Annotated in this window: 22 protein-coding genes; 7 read left to right on the forward strand and 15 right to left on the reverse strand. The window is 63.6% G+C overall.

What is annotated here, in order from left to right; genetic code table 11:
- Window positions 1–12: 12 nt before the first annotated feature.
- The 8 genes from fabF to N511_RS0101985 all read right to left on the reverse strand — a co-directional run bounded on the left by fabF (window position 13) and on the right by N511_RS0101985 (window position 6,611).
- A complete protein-coding gene (gene fabF / locus N511_RS0101950; RefSeq protein WP_027677757.1) occupies window positions 13–1,245 on the reverse strand; it encodes a beta-ketoacyl-ACP synthase II in 1,233 nt (410 codons plus the stop codon).
- Window positions 1,246–1,358: 113 nt separating this feature from the next.
- Complete coding sequence (acpP, locus tag N511_RS0101955; protein ID WP_004635650.1) at window positions 1,359–1,598, reverse strand: acyl carrier protein; 240 nt, start codon at window positions 1,596–1,598, stop codon at window positions 1,359–1,361.
- A gap of 185 nt (window positions 1,599–1,783) precedes the next feature.
- Window positions 1,784–2,533: a 3-oxoacyl-ACP reductase FabG gene (gene fabG / locus N511_RS0101960; RefSeq protein ID WP_027677758.1), complete on the reverse strand. Its 750-nt coding sequence runs from the start codon at window positions 2,531–2,533 to the stop codon at window positions 1,784–1,786.
- A gap of 14 nt (window positions 2,534–2,547) precedes the next feature.
- Complete coding sequence (gene fabD / locus N511_RS0101965; protein WP_027677759.1) at window positions 2,548–3,477, reverse strand: ACP S-malonyltransferase; 930 nt, start codon at window positions 3,475–3,477, stop codon at window positions 2,548–2,550.
- A 32-nt stretch (window positions 3,478–3,509) separates the two neighbouring features.
- Complete coding sequence (locus tag N511_RS0101970; protein WP_027677760.1) at window positions 3,510–4,490, reverse strand: beta-ketoacyl-ACP synthase III; 981 nt, start codon at window positions 4,488–4,490, stop codon at window positions 3,510–3,512.
- 37 nt (window positions 4,491–4,527) lie between these two features.
- Window positions 4,528–5,589, reverse strand: coding sequence for a phosphate acyltransferase PlsX (gene plsX, locus N511_RS0101975; protein ID WP_027677761.1), 1,062 nt, complete (start codon window positions 5,587–5,589; stop codon window positions 4,528–4,530).
- Window positions 5,590–5,779: 190 nt separating this feature from the next.
- Window positions 5,780–5,959 (reverse strand): 50S ribosomal protein L32, encoded by a 180-nt coding sequence (rpmF, locus tag N511_RS0101980; protein WP_003268823.1) that lies wholly within the window; start codon window positions 5,957–5,959, stop codon window positions 5,780–5,782.
- A 115-nt stretch (window positions 5,960–6,074) separates the two neighbouring features.
- Entirely contained in the window at window positions 6,075–6,611 is a 537-nt protein-coding gene (locus N511_RS0101985; RefSeq protein WP_027677762.1) for a YceD family protein, read from the reverse strand.
- 190 nt (window positions 6,612–6,801) lie between these two features.
- On the opposite strand from N511_RS0101985, the gene N511_RS0101990 reads away from it, so the two are divergent.
- On the forward strand, window positions 6,802–7,398 hold the full coding sequence (locus tag N511_RS0101990) for a Maf-like protein (protein WP_027677763.1): 597 nt from the start codon (window positions 6,802–6,804) through the stop codon (window positions 7,396–7,398).
- 3 nt (window positions 7,399–7,401) lie between these two features.
- A complete protein-coding gene (locus N511_RS0101995) occupies window positions 7,402–8,133 on the forward strand; it encodes an SAM-dependent methyltransferase (RefSeq protein WP_027677764.1) in 732 nt (243 codons plus the stop codon).
- 5 nt (window positions 8,134–8,138) lie between these two features.
- Here the strand turns inward: N511_RS0101995 and N511_RS0102000 are convergent, their stop codons facing one another.
- From N511_RS0102000 to N511_RS0102015, 4 genes are read right to left on the reverse strand one after another with little or no spacing between them, the layout of a single operon-like run.
- The gene (locus N511_RS0102000) at window positions 8,139–9,251 is read right to left on the reverse strand and encodes a S49 family peptidase (RefSeq protein ID WP_027677765.1); all 1,113 of its coding nucleotides are present in this window, start codon (window positions 9,249–9,251) and stop codon (window positions 8,139–8,141) included.
- Window positions 9,252–9,287: 36 nt separating this feature from the next.
- Window positions 9,288–9,689, reverse strand: coding sequence for a Rieske (2Fe-2S) protein (locus N511_RS0102005; protein ID WP_027677766.1), 402 nt, complete (start codon window positions 9,687–9,689; stop codon window positions 9,288–9,290).
- Entirely contained in the window at window positions 9,682–10,341 is a 660-nt protein-coding gene (locus N511_RS0102010) for an HAD-IA family hydrolase (RefSeq protein WP_027677767.1), read from the reverse strand. The genes N511_RS0102005 and N511_RS0102010 overlap by 8 nt, the downstream gene beginning before the upstream one ends.
- Window positions 10,322–11,356, reverse strand: coding sequence for an RluA family pseudouridine synthase (locus tag N511_RS0102015; RefSeq protein ID WP_027677768.1), 1,035 nt, complete (start codon window positions 11,354–11,356; stop codon window positions 10,322–10,324). The genes N511_RS0102010 and N511_RS0102015 overlap by 20 nt, the downstream gene beginning before the upstream one ends.
- Window positions 11,357–12,093: 737 nt before the next feature.
- On the opposite strand from N511_RS0102015, the gene N511_RS0102020 reads away from it, so the two are divergent.
- The 5 genes from N511_RS0102020 (at window position 12,094) to N511_RS0102040 (ending at window position 18,829) form a co-directional block, all read left to right on the forward strand.
- Window positions 12,094–15,129: an Rne/Rng family ribonuclease gene (locus tag N511_RS0102020; RefSeq protein WP_027677769.1), complete on the forward strand. Its 3,036-nt coding sequence runs from the start codon at window positions 12,094–12,096 to the stop codon at window positions 15,127–15,129.
- 194 nt (window positions 15,130–15,323) lie between these two features.
- The gene (gene moaA / locus N511_RS0102025; RefSeq protein WP_027677770.1) at window positions 15,324–16,445 is read left to right on the forward strand and encodes a GTP 3',8-cyclase MoaA; all 1,122 of its coding nucleotides are present in this window, start codon (window positions 15,324–15,326) and stop codon (window positions 16,443–16,445) included.
- A gap of 20 nt (window positions 16,446–16,465) precedes the next feature.
- Entirely contained in the window at window positions 16,466–17,080 is a 615-nt protein-coding gene (gene mobA / locus N511_RS0102030) for a molybdenum cofactor guanylyltransferase MobA (protein ID WP_027677771.1), read from the forward strand.
- A 32-nt stretch (window positions 17,081–17,112) separates the two neighbouring features.
- Entirely contained in the window at window positions 17,113–18,399 is a 1,287-nt protein-coding gene (gene moeA / locus N511_RS0102035) for a molybdopterin molybdotransferase MoeA (RefSeq protein WP_027677772.1), read from the forward strand.
- A gap of 151 nt (window positions 18,400–18,550) precedes the next feature.
- Window positions 18,551–18,829, forward strand: coding sequence for a hypothetical protein (locus N511_RS0102040; protein ID WP_004635681.1), 279 nt, complete (start codon window positions 18,551–18,553; stop codon window positions 18,827–18,829).
- Window positions 18,830–18,904: 75 nt separating this feature from the next.
- On the opposite strand, the gene N511_RS0102045 is transcribed toward N511_RS0102040, so the two are convergent.
- The 3 genes from N511_RS0102045 to N511_RS0102055 are packed head-to-tail and all read right to left on the reverse strand — an operon-like array spanning window position 18,905 to window position 22,832.
- On the reverse strand, window positions 18,905–20,389 hold the full coding sequence (locus N511_RS0102045; RefSeq protein WP_027677773.1) for a DNA recombination protein RmuC: 1,485 nt from the start codon (window positions 20,387–20,389) through the stop codon (window positions 18,905–18,907).
- A 12-nt stretch (window positions 20,390–20,401) separates the two neighbouring features.
- The gene (locus N511_RS0102050; protein ID WP_027677774.1) at window positions 20,402–21,403 is read right to left on the reverse strand and encodes a 2-hydroxyacid dehydrogenase; all 1,002 of its coding nucleotides are present in this window, start codon (window positions 21,401–21,403) and stop codon (window positions 20,402–20,404) included.
- Window positions 21,404–21,422: 19 nt separating this feature from the next.
- Window positions 21,423–22,832 (reverse strand): sodium:proton antiporter, encoded by a 1,410-nt coding sequence (locus tag N511_RS0102055; protein WP_027677775.1) that lies wholly within the window; start codon window positions 22,830–22,832, stop codon window positions 21,423–21,425.
- Between the last annotated feature and the right edge of the window lie 37 nt (window positions 22,833–22,869).

Raw genomic sequence — 22,869 nt, forward strand, 5'->3', positions numbered from 1 at the left:
GCCGCCTTTACCTTACGGGCGCTTGAAAACCAGCGTGCCGTTGGTCCCGCCGAAGCCGAAGTTGTTCTTCACGGCCACGTCGATCTTCATGTCACGCGCGGTGTTGGCGCAGTAATCGAGATCGCACTCGGGGTCCTGATTGAAGATGTTGATGGTCGGGGGCGACACCTGGTTGTGCAGCGCCAGCACCGTGAACACCGACTCCAACCCGCCCGCGCCGCCAAGCAAGTGGCCCGTCATGGATTTCGTGGAGTTCACGACGATCTTGCCTGCATGATCGCCGAACGCCGCCTTGATGGCCTCGGACTCGTTCTTGTCGCCCAGCGGCGTGGAGGTGCCGTGTGCATTCAGGTAATGAACCTGATCTGCATTCATGCCGGCATCGCGCAGCGCGTTCAGCATGCAGCGGCGGGGGCCATCCATGTTCGGTGCGGTCATGTGGAACGCGTCGCCGCTCATGCCGAAGCCGGCGACTTCAGCGTAAATCGTGGCGCCGCGAGCCTTCGCCGACTCGTATTCTTCCAGCACCATCACACCCGCACCTTCGCCCAGGACGAAGCCGTCGCGGTCCTTGTCCCAGGGACGGGATGCCGTAGCCGGATCATCGTTGCGCGTGGACAGCGCACGGGCGGCAGCAAAACCGCCGATGCCCAACGGTGAAACGGTCGACTCGGCACCGCCGGCCACCATTGCGTCGGCATCGCCCGCCTGGATGAGGCGCGCGGCCAGACCAATGCTATGCAGACCGGTCGTGCAAGCCGTGACGGCTGCCAGATTCGGCCCCTTCAGGCCAAACATGATGCTCAGATGGCCGGAAATCATGTTGATGATCGAACCCGGCACGAAGAACGGCGAAATACGGCGAGGACCGCGATCGACGTAGGTCTGGTGCGTATCTTCGATCATCGGCAGGCCGCCGATACCGGAACCGACCAGCACGCCGATGCGCTCCGCATTGGCTTCGGTCACTTCCAGCCCGCTGTCCTTGAGCGCCTGCACGCCGGCAGCAATGCCGTAATGGATGAACGTATCCATGTTGCGGGCTTCCTTCGCCGGGATGTATTCCTCGGCGTTGAAACCCTTCACCTCACCGGCGAAATGCACGGCCAGGTTCGACGGATCGAATTTGGTGATGGTGGCGATCCCGGACTTGCCGGCGACCAGATTGGCCCACCCCTCGGCGACCGAGTTCCCTACCGGAGAGACCAGCCCCAGGCCGGTTACGACTACGCGACGACGGCTCACTATGCTTTCCTGCAACTCTGTATCAGCGACAAAGGCCACAGAAAACGCGCCACCCGGTCAAACCGGACAACCGCCCTTTCTGTGGCCCGCGATGTCAAGAGATCGATTGACGCTTACGCCTTGACGTGGGCGGTCGCGTAATCGATGGCTTGCTGCACCGTGGTGATCTTCTCGGCTTCTTCGTCCGGGATTTCCATACCGAACTCGTCTTCCAGAGCCATCACCAGCTCAACCGTATCGAGCGAATCCGCGCCCAGATCGTTCACGAACGACGATTCGTTCTTGATGTCTGCTTCGGCCACGCCGAGTTGCTCAGCAACGATCTTCTTAACGCGTGCGTCGATGTTGTCCATTTAACCCTCCAGGGAAGTATTCGACAAAAAGTGCGCGCATTCTAGCAGGTTTGCGCGACGAAAAACCGCGCCGGAAACCATGCAAAAAATGCGCCAAACATGAAGCTAAAAGCCAGTTAAATCGGCGATCGCGCAGGATTTGCTTATGCGCAAAGCTCCGCACACCCGCCGCCGGGACGGCTTCCTTATCCCATGTACATGCCGCCGTTGACGTGCAGCGTCGAGCCGGTAATGTAGCCCGCCGCCGGTGACGCCAGGAAGGCAACTGCGCTGGCGATGTCTTCCGGAGCGCCTAGGCGGCCCAGCGGAATCTGCGCCTTCAGCGCGGTATGCTGCTCTTCGGACAGGACCTTCGTCATGTCGGTGTCGATAAAGCCCGGTGCGATGCAGTTGACCGTGATGTTGCGACTGCCGATCTCACGTGCCAGCGCGCGGGCCATGCCCTCTACGCCCGCCTTGGCCGCGGCGTAATTGGCTTGCCCCGGGTTGCCGGCCGAGCCCACCACCGAAGTGATGTTGATGATACGGCCACCGCGTGCCTTCATCATCGGGCGCAGCACGGCGCGCGACAGGCGGAACACGGCGGAGAGGTTCGTATCGATGACGGACACCCACTCGTCGTCCTTCATGCGCATCGCCAGGTTGTCCTGTGTGATGCCGGCATTGTTGACGAGGATGTTCAGGCCGCCGTGCGTCTTGATGGTTTCGTCGATGACGGCCTCGCAGCGCGCGGCGTCATTCACGTTGAGCACCACGCCAGCGCCCTTGACGCCGGCTTCGGCAAAGTACGCCGTGATGGCTTGCGCTCCGGATTCCGACGTGGCCGTACCGACCACCGTCGCACCCTGGCGCGCCAGTTCCAGCGCGATGGCACGACCGATGCCGCGCGAGGCACCCGTGACGAGCGCAACCTGATTGTTCAATGCTTGGGTCATACGAATTCCGTTGATTATTTGAGTTGGCCCAGCACGGCTTCCAGCGACGCCGGATCGAAGATCGCGTCACCGACGATCTCACCATCGATACGCTTGACCAGGCCAGCCAGCACCTTGCCCGGGCCGCATTCGACCACGCGCGTGATGCCGTCACCCTTCATCTTCTGGACGGTCTCGACCCAGCGCACCGGCGATGCTGCCTGGCGCACCAGGGCGTCCTTGATGGCCGCCGGGTCGCTCACGACAGCAACGTCCACGTTATTGATGACGGGGATCACCGGGGCGGCGACCGTCACGTTGGCGAGATACTCGCGCAGACGGTCCGATGCCGGCTTGAGCAGCGACGAGTGAAACGGTGCCGAGACCGGCAGCGGCAGCGCACGCTTGGCACCCTTAGCCTTGGCGATTTCGCAAGCCTTCTCGACAGCCGCCTTGGCACCCGCGATCACCACCTGGGCCGGCGCGTTGAAGTTGACCGCTTCGACCACGCCTGCCACCGAAGCTTCGGCGCATGCGGCCCGCACGTCGTCGTCCGACAGGCCGAGGATCGCAGCCATGCCGCCCTCGCCCACCGGCACGGCTTCCTGCATCGCCTTGGCGCGGAAACGCACCAGCGGCACAGCGTCTTTAAACGCGATGGCGCCCGCGGCAACCAGCGCCGAATACTCGCCCAGGCTATGACCAGCCACGACGGTCGGCGTCGGGCCGCCAGCAGCTTGCCATGCGCGATAGACAGCAACAGCGGCCGTCAGCATGACGGGTTGCGTGTTGGTGGTCAGGTTCAGCTCTTCAGCCGGGCCTTCGGCAATCAGCTTGCCGATGTCCTGGCCCAGCGCATCGGATGCCTCGGCCAGCGTTGCCGCCACAGCCGGATGATCGGCAAACGCGTTGAGCATGCCGACCGATTGCGAACCCTGGCCGGGGAAGACGAAAGCGAATGTCATGGCTCGTATTGTTCGTTCTGGAAATTCGTCGATCAGAAGCGCAGCAGCGCAGCGCCCCAAGTGAAGCCGCCGCCCACGCCTTCGAGCATCACGTGCTGGCCGCGCTGGATGCGGCCATCACGCACAGCAACGTCGAGCGCCAGCGGAATCGAGGCTGCAGACGTGTTGCCATGCTCATCGACGGTCACGATCAGGCGCTCGTTCGAGAGGCCCAGCTTCTTGGTCGTGCCCTGCATGATGCGGATGTTCGCCTGGTGCGGGATCAACCAGTCGACTTGTGAGGCATCGAGTTCCGCTGCTGCCAGGGCTTCACGGGCGACCTTGTCGAGCACCGTCACAGCCAGCTTGAAGACGGCCTGACCATCCATGTACAGGAAGGCGCTACCCTGGATCGCGCCCGCGGCCACGTTGCCCGGCACACACAGGATGTTGGCGTGGCTGCCGTCAGCATGCAGCGCGGTCGACAGGATGCCGGGCTCGTCAGAGGCTTGCAGCACCACAGCACCTGCGCCGTCGCCAAACAGCACACACGTGGTGCGATCGCTGAAATCGATGATGCGCGAGAAGACTTCCGAGCCAATCACCAGCACGTTGCGGTAGGCACCCGAGCGGATGAATTTGTCGGCAGTCGCGAGCGCGTAGACAAAGCCAGAACACACGGCCTGTACGTCGAACGCAGCACACCCGTTGGTGATGCCGAGCTTTTGCTGCACCAGGCACGCAGTGCTCGGGAACACGAAATCCGGCGTGGACGTTGCCACCAGGATCAGGTCGAGTTCGGAACGATCAATGCCGGCAGCTTCGATCGCGCGCTCGGCAGCCTTCACTGCGAGATCGCTGCACGTAACGTCCGGCTCGGCAAAATGACGTGCTCGGATACCGCTGCGCGAGACGATCCAATCGTCGCTCGTCTCGATACCCTTTTCGGCCAGCTGGGCCGCCAGTTCGTCATTGGTGACCCGCTTGGGCGGCAGGTAGCTGCCCGTACCGATGATCCTTGCGAAACGTGTCATGTGCGGTGGGGTGAAATCTGACTCGGGGGCGACGCGTTCAAGCAGCGTCGGCGGCCGGAGCGGAAGTGGAGACCGGCGCAGCGCCCGCTGCGTCATGGTGCGATTCGAACGCCTGCGCAATGCGGGCGATCACGCCGTTGGCCGCAGCGTCGTAGGCCCGCTTGATAGCCCATTCGAACGCGTAGGCATCGGCCGAGCCGTGGCTCTTGATGACCAGACCGCGCAGACCGAGCAGCGCGGCGCCATTGTAGCGCCGATGATCGACACGCCGTTTGAAACGCGTCAACACCGGCAGCGCCACAACGGCGAGCAGCTTGGTGAACCACGAGCGGCTGAATTCCTGGCGCAGCATCTCGCCGATCATCTTAGCCAGGCCTTCGGTGCTCTTGAGCGCCACGTTACCGACAAAACCATCGCAGACAACGATGTCCGTCGTACCCTTGAAGATGTCGTTGCCTTCAACGTTGCCGAAGAAATTGAGATCGGAGGCGCGCAGCAGCTCACCGGCCTGCTTGACGACCTCGTTGCCCTTGATGACTTCTTCGCCGATGTTGAGCAGGCCGACCGTCGGACGCGGCTTCTGCTCGACCACCGACACCATCGCCGAGGCCATCTGCGCAAATTGCAGCAGATGCTCGGGCTCGCAGTCGGCGTTGGCCCCGAGATCCAGCACGGTCGTGCCGGCACCTTTCTCGTTCGGGATGGCGGTGGCAATCGCCGGGCGATCAATGCCGTCCAGCGTCTTGAGAACGTAACGCGACACGGCCATCAACGCGCCGGTGTTGCCGGCGGAAACGCACGCCTGAGCGGCGCCTTCCTTGAGTTGATTGATGGCCACGCGCATTGAAGAATCTTTCTTCTTGCGCAGCGCGACCTCGACCGGATCGTCCATCGACACGACCTCGGAGGCGGGGACGACGTGGACGCGCGGGTTCGCGGTGGCGTGAAGTCGCTTGAGCTGCGCCGCGATAGCATCGGGCTGCCCGACGAGCAGCATTTCGACGTCTTCGTGTGCGGCGAGAAAATGGATCGCTGCAGGGATTGTCACGCCAACGCCGTGATCGCCACCCATGCAGTCGATGGCAAGCTTGATGGTCATGCGAGTCTGAGTTGCGGTTTCACGTGCGGCTCCGGCCGTTGGCGCGCGTATGGTACACAAACCCGTACACGCATTGCCGAATTTCGCTCAACAAAAAAGCGGCAAATTGGCTTGCCGCTTTTTCGCTTGCATCATGAACCTGTGCGTTCAGACCAACCCAACACGCTTGCCAGAAAACTGGCAAATCGCATCAGTCGTTCTTGGTCTTCACAACCTTGCGGCCACGATAGTAGCCGTTCGGGCTCACGTGGTGACGCAGGTGCACTTCGCCGGTGGTCGGCTCGACGGCGATCGGGGCCGTCGTCAGGAAATCGTGCGAACGATGCATGCCGCGCTTGGACGGCGACTTCTTGTTTTGTTGAACAGCCATGACTGACTCCTAAGCAATTTGATCGATTTTATCACATCACACGGAGCCGGAGCGTAGCCATTCCGGTAGGCGTGTGAAACGTACTGCCATCAGCGCGCGCAATACTCGCGCACGCCTAATGTTTGGTCTTCAGGTTGGCCAGCACCGCGAACGGTGATGGCTTCTTTTCAGCCTCAGCCTCTTCCGGCAACACCTCATCCGGGCAGACGGCGTGACGCGGCGACACCGGCAGCGCCAGCAACAGCTCGTCTTCGATCTGCGTGATCAGATCAAAGTGGCGCGAGCCGACGATGACGTCAGCCTCGTCGTCATCCAGCGGAGCGGCATCTGCCTCGGCTTCCGAACGCATGACTTCCAGGCGCGTGCGCACCGGCAGCGGTTGCTCGTACGCCTTCAGGCATCGCTGGCATTGCAGCCAAACCGCACCATCCACTTCCAGATCCACGAAGAGACGCTGACGCGGCAACTGACCGACGGAGGCCTCCTCGCGCACCAGACCCTGCAATCGCCAATGGAACTGCGTATCGGCGTCAGCCGGGGCATCGGCGGCCTGCTCGGCCAGCAGGCGCGGCATGTCGGTCAGAAGGACTGCACCGCTTGCCGGCTCACCCGCGCGAATGAACGCGAAAAGATCGAATGTACGAAAATCCACGAATCGAACCTATTGAACGCGTTGCTGTTGGTGCGCGAACCGGATCGACCGCCTGCAGCCATCACACCTTGCGCCGGGGCGCCCGGTTTGCGACACTGCGCGGCCAAACCGCGAAACGCGGGATTATAGCGGGCTTAAACCTCTGGCGTCAAAAGGTTTTGCTCAAAATCCACTGCATCTTCAAGCACTTATGACTTCTGCATCGCGTCCGCCGCTCATTCTGGCCTCCAGCTCGCCATATCGGCGGGAATTGCTCGAACGCCTGCGCCTGCCGTTTGAGATCGTGGTACCCAACATTGACGAGACGCCCGCCCCAGACGAGTCACCCGACCAGACCGCGTTGCGCCTGGCCCGGCAGAAGGCGGAGAAGGTGGCTGCAGACTACCCCGACGCGCTCGTCATCGGCTCCGATCAAGTCGCGACGCTTGATGGCAAGCAGGTCGGCAAGCCGGGCGACCACGCCCGCGCACTGGCGCAACTGCACTGGATGCGTGGACGCACCGTCACATTTCACTCTGCGTTGTGTCTGTACGACGGCCGGACGGGGCAACATCAGAGCGAAGACATCCGCACCCTGGCCACCTTCCGCGACCTTTCCGATGAGGAATTGGACGCTTATCTGCACCTGGAACACCCGTACGACGTTGCGGGAAGCGCCAAATCGGAAGGCCTCGGCATCGCCCTGCTCGAACGCGTGGAATCGTCGGACCCGACCGCGCTGGTGGGTCTGCCGCTGATCGCCCTGACCAGCATGCTGCGCAACGTCCACTACCCGCTCTTCGCCTGAACCATGGCCGGTACGCTTTACCTCATTCCCAATACGCTAGGCTCGCGCGATGCGGCCGACCCGCTGCCCGACGTGATTCCGGCCGGCGTGCAACAGATCACCGCGCAGCTCGACTATTTCGTCGCCGAACATGCCAAGACGGCGCGTGCGCTACTCAAGAAGCTGGCCGAGACGACGCCGCTGGCACGCCCGCTGCAGGAAATCACCATTCGCGAACTGAACGTCAAAACGCCGGAATCGGAGCTGGAAGCGCTGCTGGCGCCCGTGGTTGCCGGGCAAGACGCGGGGCTGATGTCGGAAGCCGGTGTGCCGGCGGTTGCCGATCCGGGCGCGAATCTCGTGCGTCTCGCGCACCGACGCGGCGTGCGCGTAAAACCGCTGGTGGGACCGAGTTCGATTCTGCTGGCGGTGATGGCGTCCGGTCTGAACGGCCAGAGCTTTGCGTTCAACGGCTATCTGCCGGTCGATGCTGCAGAGCGCAAGACCAAGCTGCGCGCACTGGAACAGCTTTCGCGCTCAGCGGCCCAAACACAGGTCTTCATCGAAACGCCCTACCGCAATGGCGCGTTGCTCGAGGCCATTCAGGCCGGTTGTGCGCCGAGTACGCTGCTGTCGATTGCTGTGGATCTGACACTGCCTAGCGAGCAGGTTGTTACGCTGCCCGTGAGCGACTGGCGCGCCGACCGCATGAACCTGCACAAGCGGCCGGCGATCTTCTCGCTGCTGGCGCGATAGCGCGCTTATTCCTTCATCAAGAGCTTGAGCTGGCCCGTCGCGGCCAGCGCTTTCACCGCGCCAGCGCCCATTGCCGTGCCGAGCTTGCGTGCCACGCGCGAGGCGAAGTTTTCCTTGACGGTGTAGTCGACCACGTCCGGCGCCTTGATGACGCTGCGCGCGACAAAGTCTGCACTTCCAATCGCGTCAGCCAGCCCAAGATCGACAGCCTTGGCGCCCGTCCAGAACAGGCCGGTGAACAGCGTCGGATCATCCTTCAGACGGTTGCCGCGCCCCTGCTTCACCACGTCGATGAACTGCTGGTGCACTTGGTCCAGCATCTCCTGCGCGTATTGCTTCTGCTGCGGCGACACGGGGGAAAACGGATCGAGCATTCCCTTGTTCGAACCGGCTGTGAGCAGGCGGCGCTCCACACCCACCTTGTCCATCAGACCGGTAAAGCCGAAACCGTCCATCAGCACACCGATCGACCCCACGATGCTGGCCTTGTCGACATAGATTTTGTCTGCAGCCGCGGCCACGTAGTAGCCGCCCGACGCGCACATCTCCTCCACCACCACGTACAACGGAATCTTCTTGTACTTGGCACGCAGACGGCGGATTTCATCATTGATCATGCCCGCCTGCACCGGCGAGCCGCCCGGCGAATTGATCTTCAGGATCACGCCGACCGTGTTGTCGTCCGCAAACGCGGCTTGCAACGACGCATTGATGTTTTCCGCGCTGGCATTTGTGTTGGCCGCAATTTCGCCGTCGAGCGTGACAACGGCCGTGTGACGGCCCGTGCTGACGGTTTCGCCTTCCAGGCTGGCGAACGCGTAGATAAGGATCCCGATCAGGCCGAGCGTCACGAAGCGGAAAAAGATGCGCCAGCGGCGCGCTGCCCGTTGCTCGCGGATGGTCGCCATCAATACCTTTTCGAGTACCTCACGCTCCCAGCCGCCAGCCTGCGCAGATGCTGCTGGTGCAGATGCTGACGCGGGCTTGCCTGCTGCCGGGTTGCGCAATTCAGCTTCGAGCGGATGATCCGCGTGCTGGGTAACCTCTAGCGCTTCTGGTTTGCCTGCACCCTCGTTGGGCGCGTCTTCGGGGCCTTTCGGCGGAATCGAGTCGGTCATAGACAAGAAAAACGATCGAGATGAAGAACTGCGCGACTAGGCACACGGCGTTGGCGCTGGCGCGGGAGCCGGTGCCCGGAATAACGCATCCGGTTGCCACCAGACTGCCCCGTCTCGCTCGGCAATCTCCAGCTTGGATAAATGCGAACCTCGGCACGGCCCGCCGACGCACCGGCCAGTATCCGGCTCGTAAATGGCGCCATGCGTAGCGCACATCAAATACAGACCCGAGCTTTCAAAAAACTGGCCTTCTTGCCAGTCCATTTCCATCGGCACATGCGCGCACTGGTTCAGATAACCATGGACCTCGCCCGCGTAGCGAACGACGAACGCGCTGACGAGGCGGCCCCGCACCTCCACCTGAAACCGGACACCCAAGCCGCCGTCTTCCAATGCCGAGCTTTCACATACACGAACGGGTTCGACCATGTCAGGCATGCTGCGTCAGCCAATCGTGCAAATCGGGGACGGACTTGGCGGAATACAGCGGCGCAAGCGAGTCCAACACATCGGCCGGGTGCGCACCGTACGTGACGGCCACGCCAGCGGCACCAGCATTGGCTGCCATCTGCAGATCGTGCGTCGTGTCGCCGATCATCAGCGTGCGCTCGACTTCCATGCCGAGGTCGCGCGTTAGTTCGAGCAGCATCGCAGGGTGCGGCTTGGAGAACGTCTCATCGGCGCAGCGGGTGTTATCGAACACGCCCGTCAGATTCGTGGCTTCCATCGCACGTTGCAGGCCCACGCGGGACTTGCCCGTTGCCACAGCCAGCAGATAATTCTGGCGGCGCAGCGCTTCCAGCATTTCACGTACCCCCGGAAACAGCACGAGATGCGCGTCGCGGCTCAGGTAATGGAAGCGGTACCGGTCAGCAAGCTTGCCGTAGTCGGCCGGATCGAGCGTCGGGACGGCATATTCGAGCGCGTCCCGCAAACCGAGCCCGATCACGTGGCTGGCACGTGCGTCGTCAGGCACTGGCAGATTGAGATCCCGGCACGCAAGTTGGATCGATCGGGTGATGGCGGACGTCGAATCCATCAACGTGCCATCCCAATCGAAGACGATCAGATCAAAGCGCTGCTGCGGCATCGGAATCGGGACCCTGGAAAGCGTTAAGGAAGTCGGCGCACTCTGCGGGCAACGGCGCAGTGAACGTGACGATTTCGCCGCTTTGCGGATGCGTCAGCTGCAGGCGATGGGCGTGCAGGAACATCCGCGCCAGTCGCGGCGAAGCATTCGCGCGCGACAGCGCTTTGTTCAGGGCGAAATCGCCGTATTTGTCGTCGCCCAGGATCGGACAACCGGCGTGAGCCAAATGCACCCGAATCTGGTGCGTGCGCCCCGTCTTCAGTTCGGCCTCCAGCAATGTGTAGGGGCCAAACACGCCGACCTTATTGAAGATCGTGTGCGACGCTTGCCCATCGGCCTGGACGCGTACGCGGCGCTCGCCTTCCGGTGTGGTGTATTTGTGCAGCGGTGACTTGATATGTTGACGCTTGTGGGGCCAGACGCCCTTTACCGCCGCAAAGTACCGCTTGTCCAATTGGCCTTCGCGAATCTGCTCGTGTAACGCCACCAGGGCAGAGCGCTTTTTGGCAAGCAGCAGCACGCCCGACGTTTCGCGATCGAGGCGGTGCACCAGTTCAAGGAACTTGGCCTCCGGGCGCGACTGGCGCAGTTGTTCAATCACCCCGAACGCCACCCCCGAGCCGCCGTGCACGGCCACCCCGGCGGGCTTATCGATCACCAAAAGGTGCGTATCTTCGTGAAGGATCGTGAATTCTGCCGCCGGAACCGCGCGCGGCGCTTCGGCCTGCTGGGCAATCCGCAGCGGCGGAATGCGCACCAGATCACCGAGTTTCAGACGGTATTCCGCGTCGATGCGGCCCTTGTTGACCCGCACCTCGCCGGAACGCACGATGCGATAAATATGGCTTTTGGGCACGCCCTTGGCCACGCGCATCAGGAAATTGTCGATGCGCTGCCCTTCGGCGTCTTCACCGATTTCAACATAGGCGACTGACTTGCCGTCGAGCGCATCGGCGAGTGTGCCACGTCCGGCCTGTTGAATGCGGCCATCAAATGGATGGCGTAACTCATTCATTTTCAATATAATTTTCTCGCTGGACAGTCGTTTAGGCGCCAGCAACAGCCGGTCGGAACGAAACAACAGGTATTGTACACAGCCACCGTTTCGGTCCGGAACGTGCCGATCAATCGCCCACTTGTGTTACAAAGCTAATCACGTGGCCGGATGCATCGGCACGAAAGCAGCACGCACCGCTGTCCCATCGCGCAAGACGTGAACCAAAGATCACGTCGGCAACGTCGGCCAGCGTGGAACGAGCAGCTGGTAGAACAGAATTCAAAGGCGGGCGCCACATGGTTCATCCATACGGCGCCCGCTTGGTGAAAGAAGCCCTTGCCGCACCAGACTGGTGCCGGCCGGCTGAATATCCGGTTACCGCGTTGCCATGGCGGTCCGGCGGCAAAACTCTAAAAAGCAGCACGCCGCCCGATTCGCCCCGCCGCGGGTTTCGTCCGGACAGGCCGTCCGTCAATTCGCTCTTTGTGGTCGCTTCACGCGACTCGCCGCCGCCGGCCCGCCTGCAGATGCAACGGGCCCGCGGCACGAGTGACAGGACGCGCAACTGGACGCCAACCGCGTCCGCGGACTCCGCCCTGCCATCCATGATGACGCGTGGAATGCCCTCATTTCTTTCGCTCGTGCCCCGTCGCGCCTTTTTGTTGGCCGACACTTCGGCAATTCGTTGACCACCCGCTCCGCCTTTGCGTGCTCCATGAAGCGCCGTGCTTGCACGGCATTGGAGTGAGGTTGCAATGAAACGCATGTTGTTCAATGCGACGCAGCAAGAAGAATTGCGCGTCGCCATTGTCGATGGTCAGAAACTGATCGACATCGACATCGAAACCGCCGGGCGCGAACAGCGCAAAGGCAATATCTACAAGGGTGTCATCACCCGCATCGAACCGTCGCTGGAAGCGTGCTTCGTCAATTACGGCGAAGAGCGGCACGGTTTTCTCCCGTTCAAGGAAGTCGCCCGCGCCTATTTCAAGGACGGTGTGGACGTGCGCAATGCGCGCATCCAGGATGCGTTGCGCGAGGGCCAGGAGCTGATCGTCCAGGTCGAGAAGGAAGAGCGCGGCAACAAGGGCGCGGCCCTGACCACCTTCATCTCGCTGGCTGGCCGTTACCTGGTCCTGATGCCGAACAACCCGCGTGGCGGCGGCGTGTCGCGCCGCATCGAGGGCGAAGACCGTCAGGAACTGCGCGAAACCATGGCGCAGCTGGAAGTGCCGGACGGCATGAGCATCATCGCCCGCACCGCCGGCATCGGCCGCTCGGCTGAAGAGCTGCAGTGGGACTTGAACTACCTGATGCAGCTGTGGAAGGCCGTTGACGGCGCCGCCGTCGACAACAAGGCCCCGCTGCTGATCTATCTCGAATCCAGCCTGGTGATCCGGGCGATTCGCGATTACTTCCAGCCGGATATCGGCGAAATCCTGATCGATACGGACGATATCTACGATCAGGCCCGCGCTTTCATGAGCGTGGTGATGCCCGACAACATGAATCGGGTGAAGAAGTACCGCGACGACGTTCCCCTGTTCTCGCGCTTCCAGATCGAACACCAGATTGAATCGGCGTATTCGCGCATGGTGATGCTGCCCTCGGGCGGCGCCATCGTGATCGACCACACCGAGGCGCTCGTCGCCATTGACGTGAACTCGGCGCGCGCCACCAAGGGCGCAGATATCGAGGAAACCGCTGCCCGCACCAACCTCGAAGCCGCCGATGAAATCGCCCGCCAGCTCCGCCTGCGCGACCTGGGCGGCCTGATCGTGATCGACTTCATCGACATGGAGTCGAGCAAGGCCCAGAAAGACGTCGAAACCCGCCTGAAAGACGCACTGCGCCACGACCGCGCCCGCGTTCAGATGGGCAAGATCAGCCGCTTCGGCCTGATGGAACTGTCGCGCCAGCGCCTGCGCCCGTCGCTGTCGGAAGGCTCGCACGTCACTTGCCCGCGCTGTAACGGCACGGGTCACATCCGCGATACCGAATCGTCCGCCCTGCAGGTGCTGCGCATCATCCAGGAAGAGGCGATGAAGGAAAACACCGCCGCGATCCACTGCCAGGTGCCGGTGGAAGTGGCCGCGTTCCTGCTCAACGAGAAGCGCCCGGACATCAACCTGATCGAGACGCGCTTCAAGGTCAATGTGCTGTTGATCCCGAACAAGCATCTGGAGACGCCGCACTACAAGCTGGAGCGCCTGCGCCACGACGATCCGCGTCTGGACGACGACAAGGCCAGCTACAAGATGGCCGAAGAGGCCGCCAAGGAACTGGAAGCCGACACCGCGTACAGCACGCGCAAGGAAGCCGCCAAGCCGCGCCAGGAAGCCGCCGTCAAGGGCATCACGCCGGACCAACCGGCGCCCGTGTCGGTGCCGCGCGCCGAGCGTCCGGCGCGTGCCGAAGCCGCTCCCGCACCGCAGGCGCCGGCTCCGGTGCCTGCCCAGGGTGGTTTTGTTTCGTGGCTGAAATCGCTGTTTGGCGCCAAACCGGCCGAACCGGTGGTGGCTGCGCCGGTGGAAACACCGAAGCAACGTGCTGAAGAAGGCAACCGCCAAGGCCGCGGCAATCGTCAGGACCGTGGTGGCCGTGGCCAGCGCGGCGAACGTGGCGAGCGCCAAGGTCAAGGCCAGGGCCAGAACGGCCGTGATGGCAACCGCCAGGGCCGTGAGCGCAACGAGGCCCGCGAAGGTCAGCAACAGGGCCAGCGCGAAGGTCAACGTGACGGTCAGCGCGGCAACCGTGATCGCAACCGCCAGCCGGCGCAGGTCGAGGGTGCTGTTCGCGAGACGGCTGAAGCCCGTCAGCCGCAACAGGGTCAGGATGTGCGCGCCGAGGGCCAGAATCAGGGCCAAGGTCGCCGCGAGCGCAATCAGGAACGTCGCGAGCGCCAACCGCGTGAGGGCCGTGAAGCCCGCGAGGGTCGCGAGCCGCGTGAACCACGTGAAAGCCGTGAGCCGCGCGAAAACCGTGGCGAACGCGATCAACAGGCCAAGGAAGCCGCAGCCGTGGCAGCCGAAGCGCTGATCGATCAGACCGCTGCGTCGCAAGTGTCGCAACCGCTGCTCGACACCGCTGCTCCGGCAGAAGGCATCGCGGGCGAAGGCGTGACGCCCGGCGCGGAAGGCAACGGTGAAGGTGAAGAGCGCCGTCGCCGTGGTCGTCGTGGCCGTAACCGCTATCGCCGTGACCGCGAGGGCGCGGAAGGCGTCCGTGCCGAAGGTGAAGGCGAAAACGAAAGCGCTGAAACCGCAGACGAAGCCGTCGCCGAAATGCATGCCGAGCCGGTGCTGCCGGCAACCGTGACGGAACCTGTGCAGACGACGTCGTTTGCCCCGGTTGAGAACCCGGCTCCGGTGGTACACGAGCCCGTGCATGCCGCAGAAGCCGTGGCGCCTGTGTCGGCCCTACCGCAAGTACAGCCGACGGAGCCCGCGCTGGCAACGGCTACCGCAGCGCCCGCGCCGGAAGCGACAGTGGCAGTGGCGGCGCCTCAAGAAGCCATCGTGACGGCCTTTGCCGAAGTGCCGGCCCCGGTCAGCACGATTGCCCAGGCTTCGCCGCTGCCGATCGAGACGCTGCAGAGCGTGCTCGACAACGCCGGCATGACGTGGGTCCACACTGACAGCCAGAAGCTGCGTGCATCGCAGGAAGAAGCTGCACGGACTGTCGCAGCCCCGCGCGTGCCACGCGAGCGCAAGCCGCTGCCGCCGATCCAGCACGGCCCGATGATCCTGGTCGAAACCAATCGCCCGGCGGGTGGCGCAGACCAGCAATAAGCATCACATCGGCGGCGGGTAACCCACACCCGCCCCGATGCCTTGCCTGAGGGGCGGCTTCGGCCGCCCTTTTTCCTGTGCGGGACACGCAGGGGCTGAACTGTGCTCCCCGCATCAAACAGGGGCTGCGCTACACTCGTCCTTGTATCGAGCGCGATCGCCCTGTCCTGTGGATTGACGCGCCGCACCACACCATGACTGAAACCGTCATCCCCCTCTACGATCTGCGTGATGGCCAGCACCATCGCGCCACGGTGCCCACCGTGCCCAATGTGCTCGTCCCTGCAGAGGGCAGGCTGACGGATACGCGCGGCCGCCGGCTGCACGATCTGCGTATCTCCGTGACGGACCGCTGCAACTTCCGCTGCGTCTACTGCATGCCGAAGGACGTGTTCGACAAGGATTACCGCTTCCTGCGGCATTCCGAGTTGCTGTCGTTCGAAGAGATCGAGCGCATGGCGCGGCTGTTCATCGAGCACGGCGTCGAGAAGATTCGCCTGACCGGCGGCGAGCCGCTGCTGCGCAAAGACATCGAGCGTCTGGTCGAAATGCTCGCGCGCCTCACCACCGCGGAAGGCAAGCCGCTGGACCTCACGCTGACGACCAACGGCGCCCTGCTCGCCCGCAAGGCGCAATCGCTCAAAGACGCGGGCCTGAGCCGCGTGACGGTGAGCCTCGATGGCATCGATGATGCGACCTTCCGCCGCATGAACGATGTCGACTTCGCCGTGAGCGAGGTGCTGCACGGCATCGAAGTCGCGCAGAACGTGGGCCTGGCGCCGCTAAAGGTCAACATGGTCGTCAAGAAAGGCGACAACGAAGACCAGATCGTGCCGATGGCGCGCCACTTCCGCGGCAGCGGCATCATCGTGCGCTTTATCGAATACATGGATGTGGGCACGACCAACCATTGGGACATGCGTTCCGTCGTGCCGTCGGCCGAAGTGATCAAGCGTCTTTCGTCCGAGTTTGTGCTCGAGCCGGCGTCGGCAAATTACAGCGGCGAAACGGCCGAGCGCTGGCGCTATGTCGACGGCGCCGGCGAGGTGGGGGTGATCTCCAGCGTGACCCAGGCGTTCTGCCACGATTGCACCCGCGCGCGATTGTCGACCGAAGGCAAGCTGTACCTCTGCCTGTTCGCCACAGAAGGCTTCGACCTGCGCGCGCTATTGCGCGGCGGCGCGACCGATCTGGAACTCTCCAACGCGATCCGCTCTGTCTGGCAGGGCCGCGCCGACCGCTATTCCGAATTGCGTGCGAGCGGCAAGGCCCAACCGGCCGGCCGGCGCATCGAAATGTCCTACATCGGCGGGTGAATCCGCCAGCGTTCAACGACATGATTCCGACATCCGACATCACCGGCCTGATCCTGGCCGGCGGCCGGGGCAGCCGCATGGGCGGCGTCGACAAGGGCCTGCAGACGTTTCGCGGCGCGCCGATGGCGATGCACACGCTGATGCGCCTGTCGCCGCAGGTGGGCCACATGCTGATCAACGCCAATCGCAACCTCGCTGCGTACGAATCGTTTGGCGTGCCGGTGGTGGCGGATTCGGTGCCGGACTTTGCCGGCCCCTTGGCGGGCATCCTGGCCGGGCTGGAGCAATGCCAGACGCGTTACCTGCTGACCGCGCCGTGCGATTCGCCTTTCGTGCCGACCGACCTGGCCGCCAAGCTCTCGCAGGCAATGGAAGAAGGCAATGCGCGCATCGCCATGCCGGTGACGATGGAGCCGGATGCGCAAGGGGTACCGCGCCGGCAGGTGCAGCCGGTCTTCTGTCTGATCGATGCGCTGCTGGCCGATGACCTGATCGTCTATCTGCAAGGCGGGGGCCGCAAGATCGAAAGCTGGACGGCGCGCCATCCGACGATCGACGTCGTGTTCGACGACAGCGCCGCCTTCGCCAACATCAACACGCTGGAAGAACTGCACCAGCTGGCCGAGCGCCGCTAGAGCGCCAACGCCACCGATCCCTCATCGACGTCATGACCACCCTCGCCTCCGTCGTTTCGTGTCTGTCCGATTACGATCCGAATGCCCTGCCCGTTGCGCAAGCGCAAGCCATCATGCGCGACTTCGTGCAGCCCGTGACGGGCGTTGCCCGCGTGCCCATTCGCAGCGCGCTGGACCGCGTGCTCGCTGAAGACGTGCTGTCGTCCATCGACGTGCCTTCGCACGACAACTCGGCGATGGACGGCTTCGCCTTTGCCAGCGCGGAACTGGCCGGCGACGCAAGCGAAGTCTCCTTGCGCGTGATCGGCACGGCATACGCGGGTGTCGCCTTTGACGGCGCGCCCGGCGCGGGCGAAGCCGTGCGCGTCATGACCGGCGCCGTCATGCCGGCGGGCTGCGATACGGTCATCCCGCAAGAATTCACGCAAGGCGATGCCAACACCGTCCGCTTTGCCCGCGATGCCGTGCGCGCCGGCGACAACCGCCGTCTGCGCGGCGAAGACCTCGCGCGTGGCAGCGCCGCACTGTCCGCCGGCCGAACACTGCGCCCGGCCGATATCGGTCTGCTGGCCTCGCTCGGCATCGCCGAGGTGTCGGTGCGCCGCAAGCTGCGCGTGGCATTCTTCTCCACCGGCGACGAGCTTCGCTCCATTGGTGAACCGCTCGACGCCGGTTGCGTGTACGACTCCAACCGCTACACGCTGCACGGCATGCTTTCGCGCCTGGGTGTGGAACTGCTCGACATGGGCGTCGTGCGCGACGACCCGACCGCCCTCGAAGCCGCCTTCCGCACCGCCGCCGAAAACGCCGATGCGATCATCACTTCGGGCGGGGTCTCCGTCGGCGAAGCGGACTTCACCAAACAGATGATGGCCAAGCTCGGCGACGTGACGTTCTGGAAGATCGCCATGCGCCCGGGCCGCCCGATGGCGTTCGGACGCATCGCGTCAAATGGCCACAGCGCGTTCCTCTTTGGCTTGCCCGGGAACCCGGTAGCGGTGATGGTGACGTTCTATCACTTCGTGCGTGGCGCGCTGCTGCGCATGATGGGCGCCGCCGACGCCGACGCCGGCGCCCCGCTGGTGCCGGCCGTGAGCGCCGCCCCCATCCGCAAGCGGCCCGGGCGCACGGAATATCAGCGTGCAATCGCGGCCCTGAACGATCGCGGCCAGCTCGAAGTCCGCCTGACCGGCCAGCAGGGCTCCGGCGTGCTGCGTTCCATGAGCGAAGCAAATTGCTTCGTCGTGCTCGCCCACGAACAGGGCCAGGTCAACGCCGGCGACAGCGTGCAGGTCCTGCTATTTGACGGTCTCGTCTAGGCGGCGTGGCGACAGCGGCTTTTGTGCCGACAGCAACACCGCATGCTGTCGGTTTTTTGCGTCACCTCCGGGCTGCGGGTATCGGCGCACCGGTCGATTCGCTACACTCTGCGCCAGTTTGATTGTTTCGGATTTGAGCCTGAGCACTGCCATGATGACCAAGGAGATTGCGTATCTTCACCCGGCCCATACCGCCCGCGCGCTGGTACTGGTGTATCTCTGTTTCTCGCTGCCGGTCGTGGGGCTGTTCTTCTTCGTCGGCTTTGTCCGCTACGGTGAACTGCCGACGATCGTCGTGCTCAGCGGCCTGATTCTCAATGCTTTGGTCGGTTTTGGCGCGCTGTGGCTCGCCTGCCATGCCTACAACTGGGTCGCCGAGCGCTTTGGCGGCATCGAGATTCTGCTGCGCGACGTGCCGGAAGAAGCCTGATCGCTTCCGAGGTCCACAAAGAAGGGGCGGAATATCCGCCCCTTTTCTTTTGCTGATGGCCCGGTCAGACCGGTCTTAATCGGCCTCGATTTCCTCGTCCGGCGGCACGGCGGTCTCCAGCCCCAGCACGCTCTGCGCAGAATCGCTCGGCAACGCCTCCACGGCCTTGAGCTTGCGATTCATCTGTCGCGTACGCACTTCGGCCTGCTCGATGTTGCTGACGGCGCGCTCCAGCGTTTTCTTCGTCGCGGCCAGCACGTCGCCAAACTTCCCGAACTCGCTCTTCACGGCACCGAGCACTTGCCAGACTTCGCTGGAGCGCTTTTCCAGCGCCAGCGTTCGGAAGCCCATCTGCAGACTGTTGAGGATCGCGGTGAGCGTGGTCGGGCCCGCCACCGTCACGCGGAACTTGCGCTGCAGTTCATCCGTCAGGCCCGGGCGGCGCAGCACTTCAGCGTAAAGACCTTCCGTCGGCAGAAACAGGATGGCGAAGTCGGTCGTAGCCGGCGGCGCGATGTACTTCTCGTGGATGGTCTGCGCCTCCTTGCGCACCGCGACTTCCAGCTCGCGGCTCGCGCTGGCAGCGGCTTCGGCATCGGCACGTTCCTGCGCGTCGAGTAGGCGCTCGTACTGCTCTTTCGGGAACTTGGCATCGATCGGCAGCCAGACGGCGGCATCGTGATCGGCATCGGTCTTGCCGGGCAGGCGGATGGCAAATTCCACGCGCGCACCCGTACCGTGCACGGTCTCGACGTTCTTGTCGTACTGCTCGGGCGTCAGCATCTGCTCCAGCAGCATCTCGAGCTGGACTTCGCCCCAGGTGCCGCGCGTCTTCACGTTGGTCAGCACCTTCTTCAGGTCGCCCACGCCTTGGGCCAGCGCCTGCATTTCGCCCAGGCCGCGATGCACCTGTTCAAGCCGATCCGACACCAGCTTGAACGATTCGCCCAGGCGCTGCTCCAGCGTGGCGTGCAGCTTTTCGTCGACGGTGCGGCGCATCTCGTCGAGCTTGGTCGCGTTGTTCGCCTCGATGTCCTTGAGCTTCTGCTCCAGCGTGGCGCGTACCTCGGCCAGACGGCGCTCGTTGCCCTCGCCCAGTTGGGCGAGCTGCTGCTGCATCGTCTCGCCAAATCGACGCAGCGCGTTGCCCTGCTCTTCGCGTGCCTGCTGGGCTTGCTGCTGCAGGTTCTGACGCACGGCCTCGAGCTGCTGTGTGTTCGTCTCGGTCAGCTTGGTGAGCTGCTGCGCGAACGTGTCGATCTGGTTGTTCTGCAGCGTGGCGACGCTGGTGAGCTGCGTGGCCAGCACCTGCTGGAATTGCCCCAGTTGTTGCGTGACGTCGCTGCGGCCGATGCGCGCCGTCTCGGCGATTTCGCCGCGCAGTTCGCGTTCGATGCGTTCGTTGCCGCGCGTGAGTTCCCGCATGAGCTCGTCTTGCAGCGCCGCGAGCATCGGCGATACATCGCTCTGGGCCGGACGAGACACGCCGCGCCAGATCAGCACGCACAGCGCGACCACCACGGCCACGCCCAGCAACGTCAATAAAGCCAACCAGTCCATATCAGCGTTCGGTCAGGAGGATGCGCGCTGCGCCAGCGCATCCGGGTTCAACAAGTTGGGCGGCTGCCCCGCGCGCGGGCCGAAGCCCAGCGCTGCGATGAGGTTGTCGGCCGCCAGGTTGGCCATGCCGAGGCGCGTGCCCAAGGTGGCACTGGCAATGTGCGGCGTGAGCGCGACGTGCTCGGCGTCCAGCAATGCCGGATGCACCTTCGGCTCACCTTCGTAGACGTCCAGGCCGGCCGCAAAGATGCGCTTGTCCGCCAACGCCTGCGCCAATGCGGCGTCATCCACGATGCCGCCGCGCGCGAGGTTGACCAGCGTGGCGGTCGGCTTCATCTGTGCCAACTCGGCCGCACCGATGGCGTGGTGGCTTTCCTTGGAGTACGGCAGCACGAGCACGAGGTGATCAGCCTGCTTCAGCAAATCGTCCTTGCTGACATAGGTGGCGCGCGTGTCCTGCTCGACTTCGGGCGAAAGCCGGCTGCGGTTGTGATAGATCACGCGCATCGAGAAGCCGCTCGCGCGCCGCGCCAGCGCCTGGCCGATGCGGCCCATGCCGAGAATGCCCAGCGTGCTGCCATACACCTCGGCGCCGAGGAACATGTCGTAAGTCCAGCGCTTCCATTGTCCCGAACGCAGCCAGCGCTCTGACTCGGAGACGCGGCGTGCGGCGGCCATCAGGAGGGCCCAGCCGAAATCGGCGGTGGTCTCGGTCAGGATGTCCGGCGTGTTGGTCGCCAGGATGCCAGCACGCGTCATCGCGGCGAGATCGAAGTTGTTGTAGCCGACGGCCATGTTGCATACGGCGCGCAGCGTCGGCACGCGGCTGATCAACTCGGCGTTGATGGTGTCGGCGGCGTTGGACAGCAGGCCCACGCGGCCTTGCAGCCGCTCGGCCAGCGCTTCGGGCGGATACTCGATGTCCGCCTGGTTGTCGATCACGTCGAAGGTCTCGCGCAAGCGCTCAAGCACTTCGGGAAACAGCGCGCGGGTGACAAGGATTCCGGGTTTCATACGTTGAGCACACGTTCGGTTAGCGGAAGAAGACGAAGGTCATCAGAACGAAAATCGGCAAAAGAATGCACACGGACCACAGCATGTAGCCAAAGAAGCTCGGCATCTGCAGACCGCGGCTTTCGGCGATGGCCTTGACCATCAGGTTGGGCGCGTTGCCGATGTAGGTGTTGGCGCCCATGAACACGGCCGCGGCGGAAATCGCGGCCAGCGTGGACGCGCCCTCGCTCATCAGCATGGAGGCGTCACCGCCGGCGGTGTTGAAGAACACCAGATACGTCGGCGCATTGTCGAGGAACGACGACAGCAACCCCGTCGCCCAGAAGTACATCGCGTTGTTCGGCTGGCCTGCGCTGTCGTTGACGAGATGGACGATGCCCGCGAACGGGCCGTCGACGCCGGCCTTGAGCATGGCAATGACCGGCCCGATGGTGATGAAGATGCCGGCGAACAGCTTGGCGACTTCCAGGATGGGTTCCCAGTTGAACTCGTTGCCCGCGCGTGCGCTTGCCGGGGTGAGCCACAACGAAAGCAGCGCGATGGTGACCAGCCCGATGTCGCGCACCACGTTCTGCAGCAGCACCTCCGTGCCCATCACGTAGAAGACGATGCCGGGCTTCCACAGCCCACTCATCAGCACGAGGCCCAGAATGCCTGCCAGCAGTACAAAGTTGACGTTGCCCTCGAAGCGCAGCGGGCCCGCATCGTCCGGTGTGGCGTCGGTGATGTTGGGCAGTTCTTCCTTGCCCGTGCGGTGGAAATAGCTGTCGATGACGAAGAAGATCGCCAGCAGCAACACCCACATCGTCAGCGTCTGGCGCCACAGATGCTGCGTGGTCCAAAAGAAATCGACACCTTGCAGGAAGCCGAGGAACAGCGGTGGATCGCCCAGCGGCGTGAGCGCCCCACCGGCATTGGCCACCAGGAAGATGAAGAACACGACGACGTGCGCCCGATGCCGGCGTGCCTCGTTGGCGCGCAGCAAAGGCCGGATCAGCAGCATCGCGGCGCCGGTCGTCCCCATGATGCTCGCCAGCGCCGTGCCAAGCGCGATCAACCCCGTATTGAGCTTTGGCGTGCCATGCAGATTGCCGCGAATGCAGATACCGCCCGCAACAACATACAGAGCGGCGATCAACGCGATGAAGGGAATGTACTCGGCAAGAGCCGCGTGATTGACGGAAGCGATGGCCGCCTCCGTGCCAAACGCGATCCCGAACGGCACCAAAAGCGCCAACGCCCAGGCCGCTGCGATCTTGCCGTAATGGTCGTGCCACAGCTTGGGCACGAGGAGCGGTGCGATCGCAATCGAGAGCAGGATGCCCGCGAATGGCACACCCCAGAGCAGGGACAATTCCGCGCCGTTCACATCAGCGGCGCGCGCCAGGCCACAGACAAACAGAAAGACAAGGGGCCAGAGGCGTTTCACGTCGGCGTTCTCCTAAGCGCGGGCGCAGCAAACGCCG

It is taken from the genome of Ralstonia sp. UNC404CL21Col (genome assembly GCF_000620465.1).
Classification (GTDB): Bacteria; Pseudomonadota; Gammaproteobacteria; order Burkholderiales; family Burkholderiaceae; genus Ralstonia; species Ralstonia flatus.

What these genes read in the sequence shown, in the direction of transcription:
- N511_RS0102045 (WP_027677773.1), bottom strand. Translation starts at nt 20,389, where the DNA reads ATGGACTGGTTGGCTTTATTGACGTTGCTGGGCGTGGCCGTGGTGGTC.
- moeA (WP_027677772.1), top strand. Translation starts at nt 17,113, where the DNA reads ATGACCACCCTCGCCTCCGTCGTTTCGTGTCTGTCCGATTACGATCCG.
- N511_RS0102010 (WP_027677767.1), bottom strand. Translation starts at nt 10,341, where the DNA reads ATGCCGCAGCAGCGCTTTGATCTGATCGTCTTCGATTGGGATGGCACG.
- rpmF (WP_003268823.1), bottom strand. Translation starts at nt 5,959, where the DNA reads ATGGCTGTTCAACAAAACAAGAAGTCGCCGTCCAAGCGCGGCATGCAT.
- plsX (WP_027677761.1), bottom strand. Translation starts at nt 5,589, where the DNA reads ATGACCATCAAGCTTGCCATCGACTGCATGGGTGGCGATCACGGCGTT.
- N511_RS0102005 (WP_027677766.1), bottom strand. Translation starts at nt 9,689, where the DNA reads ATGCCTGACATGGTCGAACCCGTTCGTGTATGTGAAAGCTCGGCATTG.
- mobA (WP_027677771.1), top strand. Translation starts at nt 16,466, where the DNA reads ATGATTCCGACATCCGACATCACCGGCCTGATCCTGGCCGGCGGCCGG.
- N511_RS0102000 (WP_027677765.1), bottom strand. Translation starts at nt 9,251, where the DNA reads ATGACCGACTCGATTCCGCCGAAAGGCCCCGAAGACGCGCCCAACGAG.
- N511_RS0102015 (WP_027677768.1), bottom strand. Translation starts at nt 11,356, where the DNA reads ATGAATGAGTTACGCCATCCATTTGATGGCCGCATTCAACAGGCCGGA.
- fabD (WP_027677759.1), bottom strand. Translation starts at nt 3,477, where the DNA reads ATGACATTCGCTTTCGTCTTCCCCGGCCAGGGTTCGCAATCGGTCGGC.
- N511_RS0102040 (WP_004635681.1), top strand. Translation starts at nt 18,551, where the DNA reads ATGATGACCAAGGAGATTGCGTATCTTCACCCGGCCCATACCGCCCGC.
- moaA (WP_027677770.1), top strand. Translation starts at nt 15,324, where the DNA reads ATGACTGAAACCGTCATCCCCCTCTACGATCTGCGTGATGGCCAGCAC.
- N511_RS0102050 (WP_027677774.1), bottom strand. Translation starts at nt 21,403, where the DNA reads ATGAAACCCGGAATCCTTGTCACCCGCGCGCTGTTTCCCGAAGTGCTT.
- N511_RS0101970 (WP_027677760.1), bottom strand. Translation starts at nt 4,490, where the DNA reads ATGACACGTTTCGCAAGGATCATCGGTACGGGCAGCTACCTGCCGCCC.
- N511_RS0101990 (WP_027677763.1), top strand. Translation starts at nt 6,802, where the DNA reads ATGACTTCTGCATCGCGTCCGCCGCTCATTCTGGCCTCCAGCTCGCCA.
- fabG (WP_027677758.1), bottom strand. Translation starts at nt 2,533, where the DNA reads ATGACCCAAGCATTGAACAATCAGGTTGCGCTCGTCACGGGTGCCTCG.
- N511_RS0101995 (WP_027677764.1), top strand. Translation starts at nt 7,402, where the DNA reads ATGGCCGGTACGCTTTACCTCATTCCCAATACGCTAGGCTCGCGCGAT.
- acpP (WP_004635650.1), bottom strand. Translation starts at nt 1,598, where the DNA reads ATGGACAACATCGACGCACGCGTTAAGAAGATCGTTGCTGAGCAACTC.
- N511_RS0102020 (WP_027677769.1), top strand. Translation starts at nt 12,094, where the DNA reads ATGAAACGCATGTTGTTCAATGCGACGCAGCAAGAAGAATTGCGCGTC.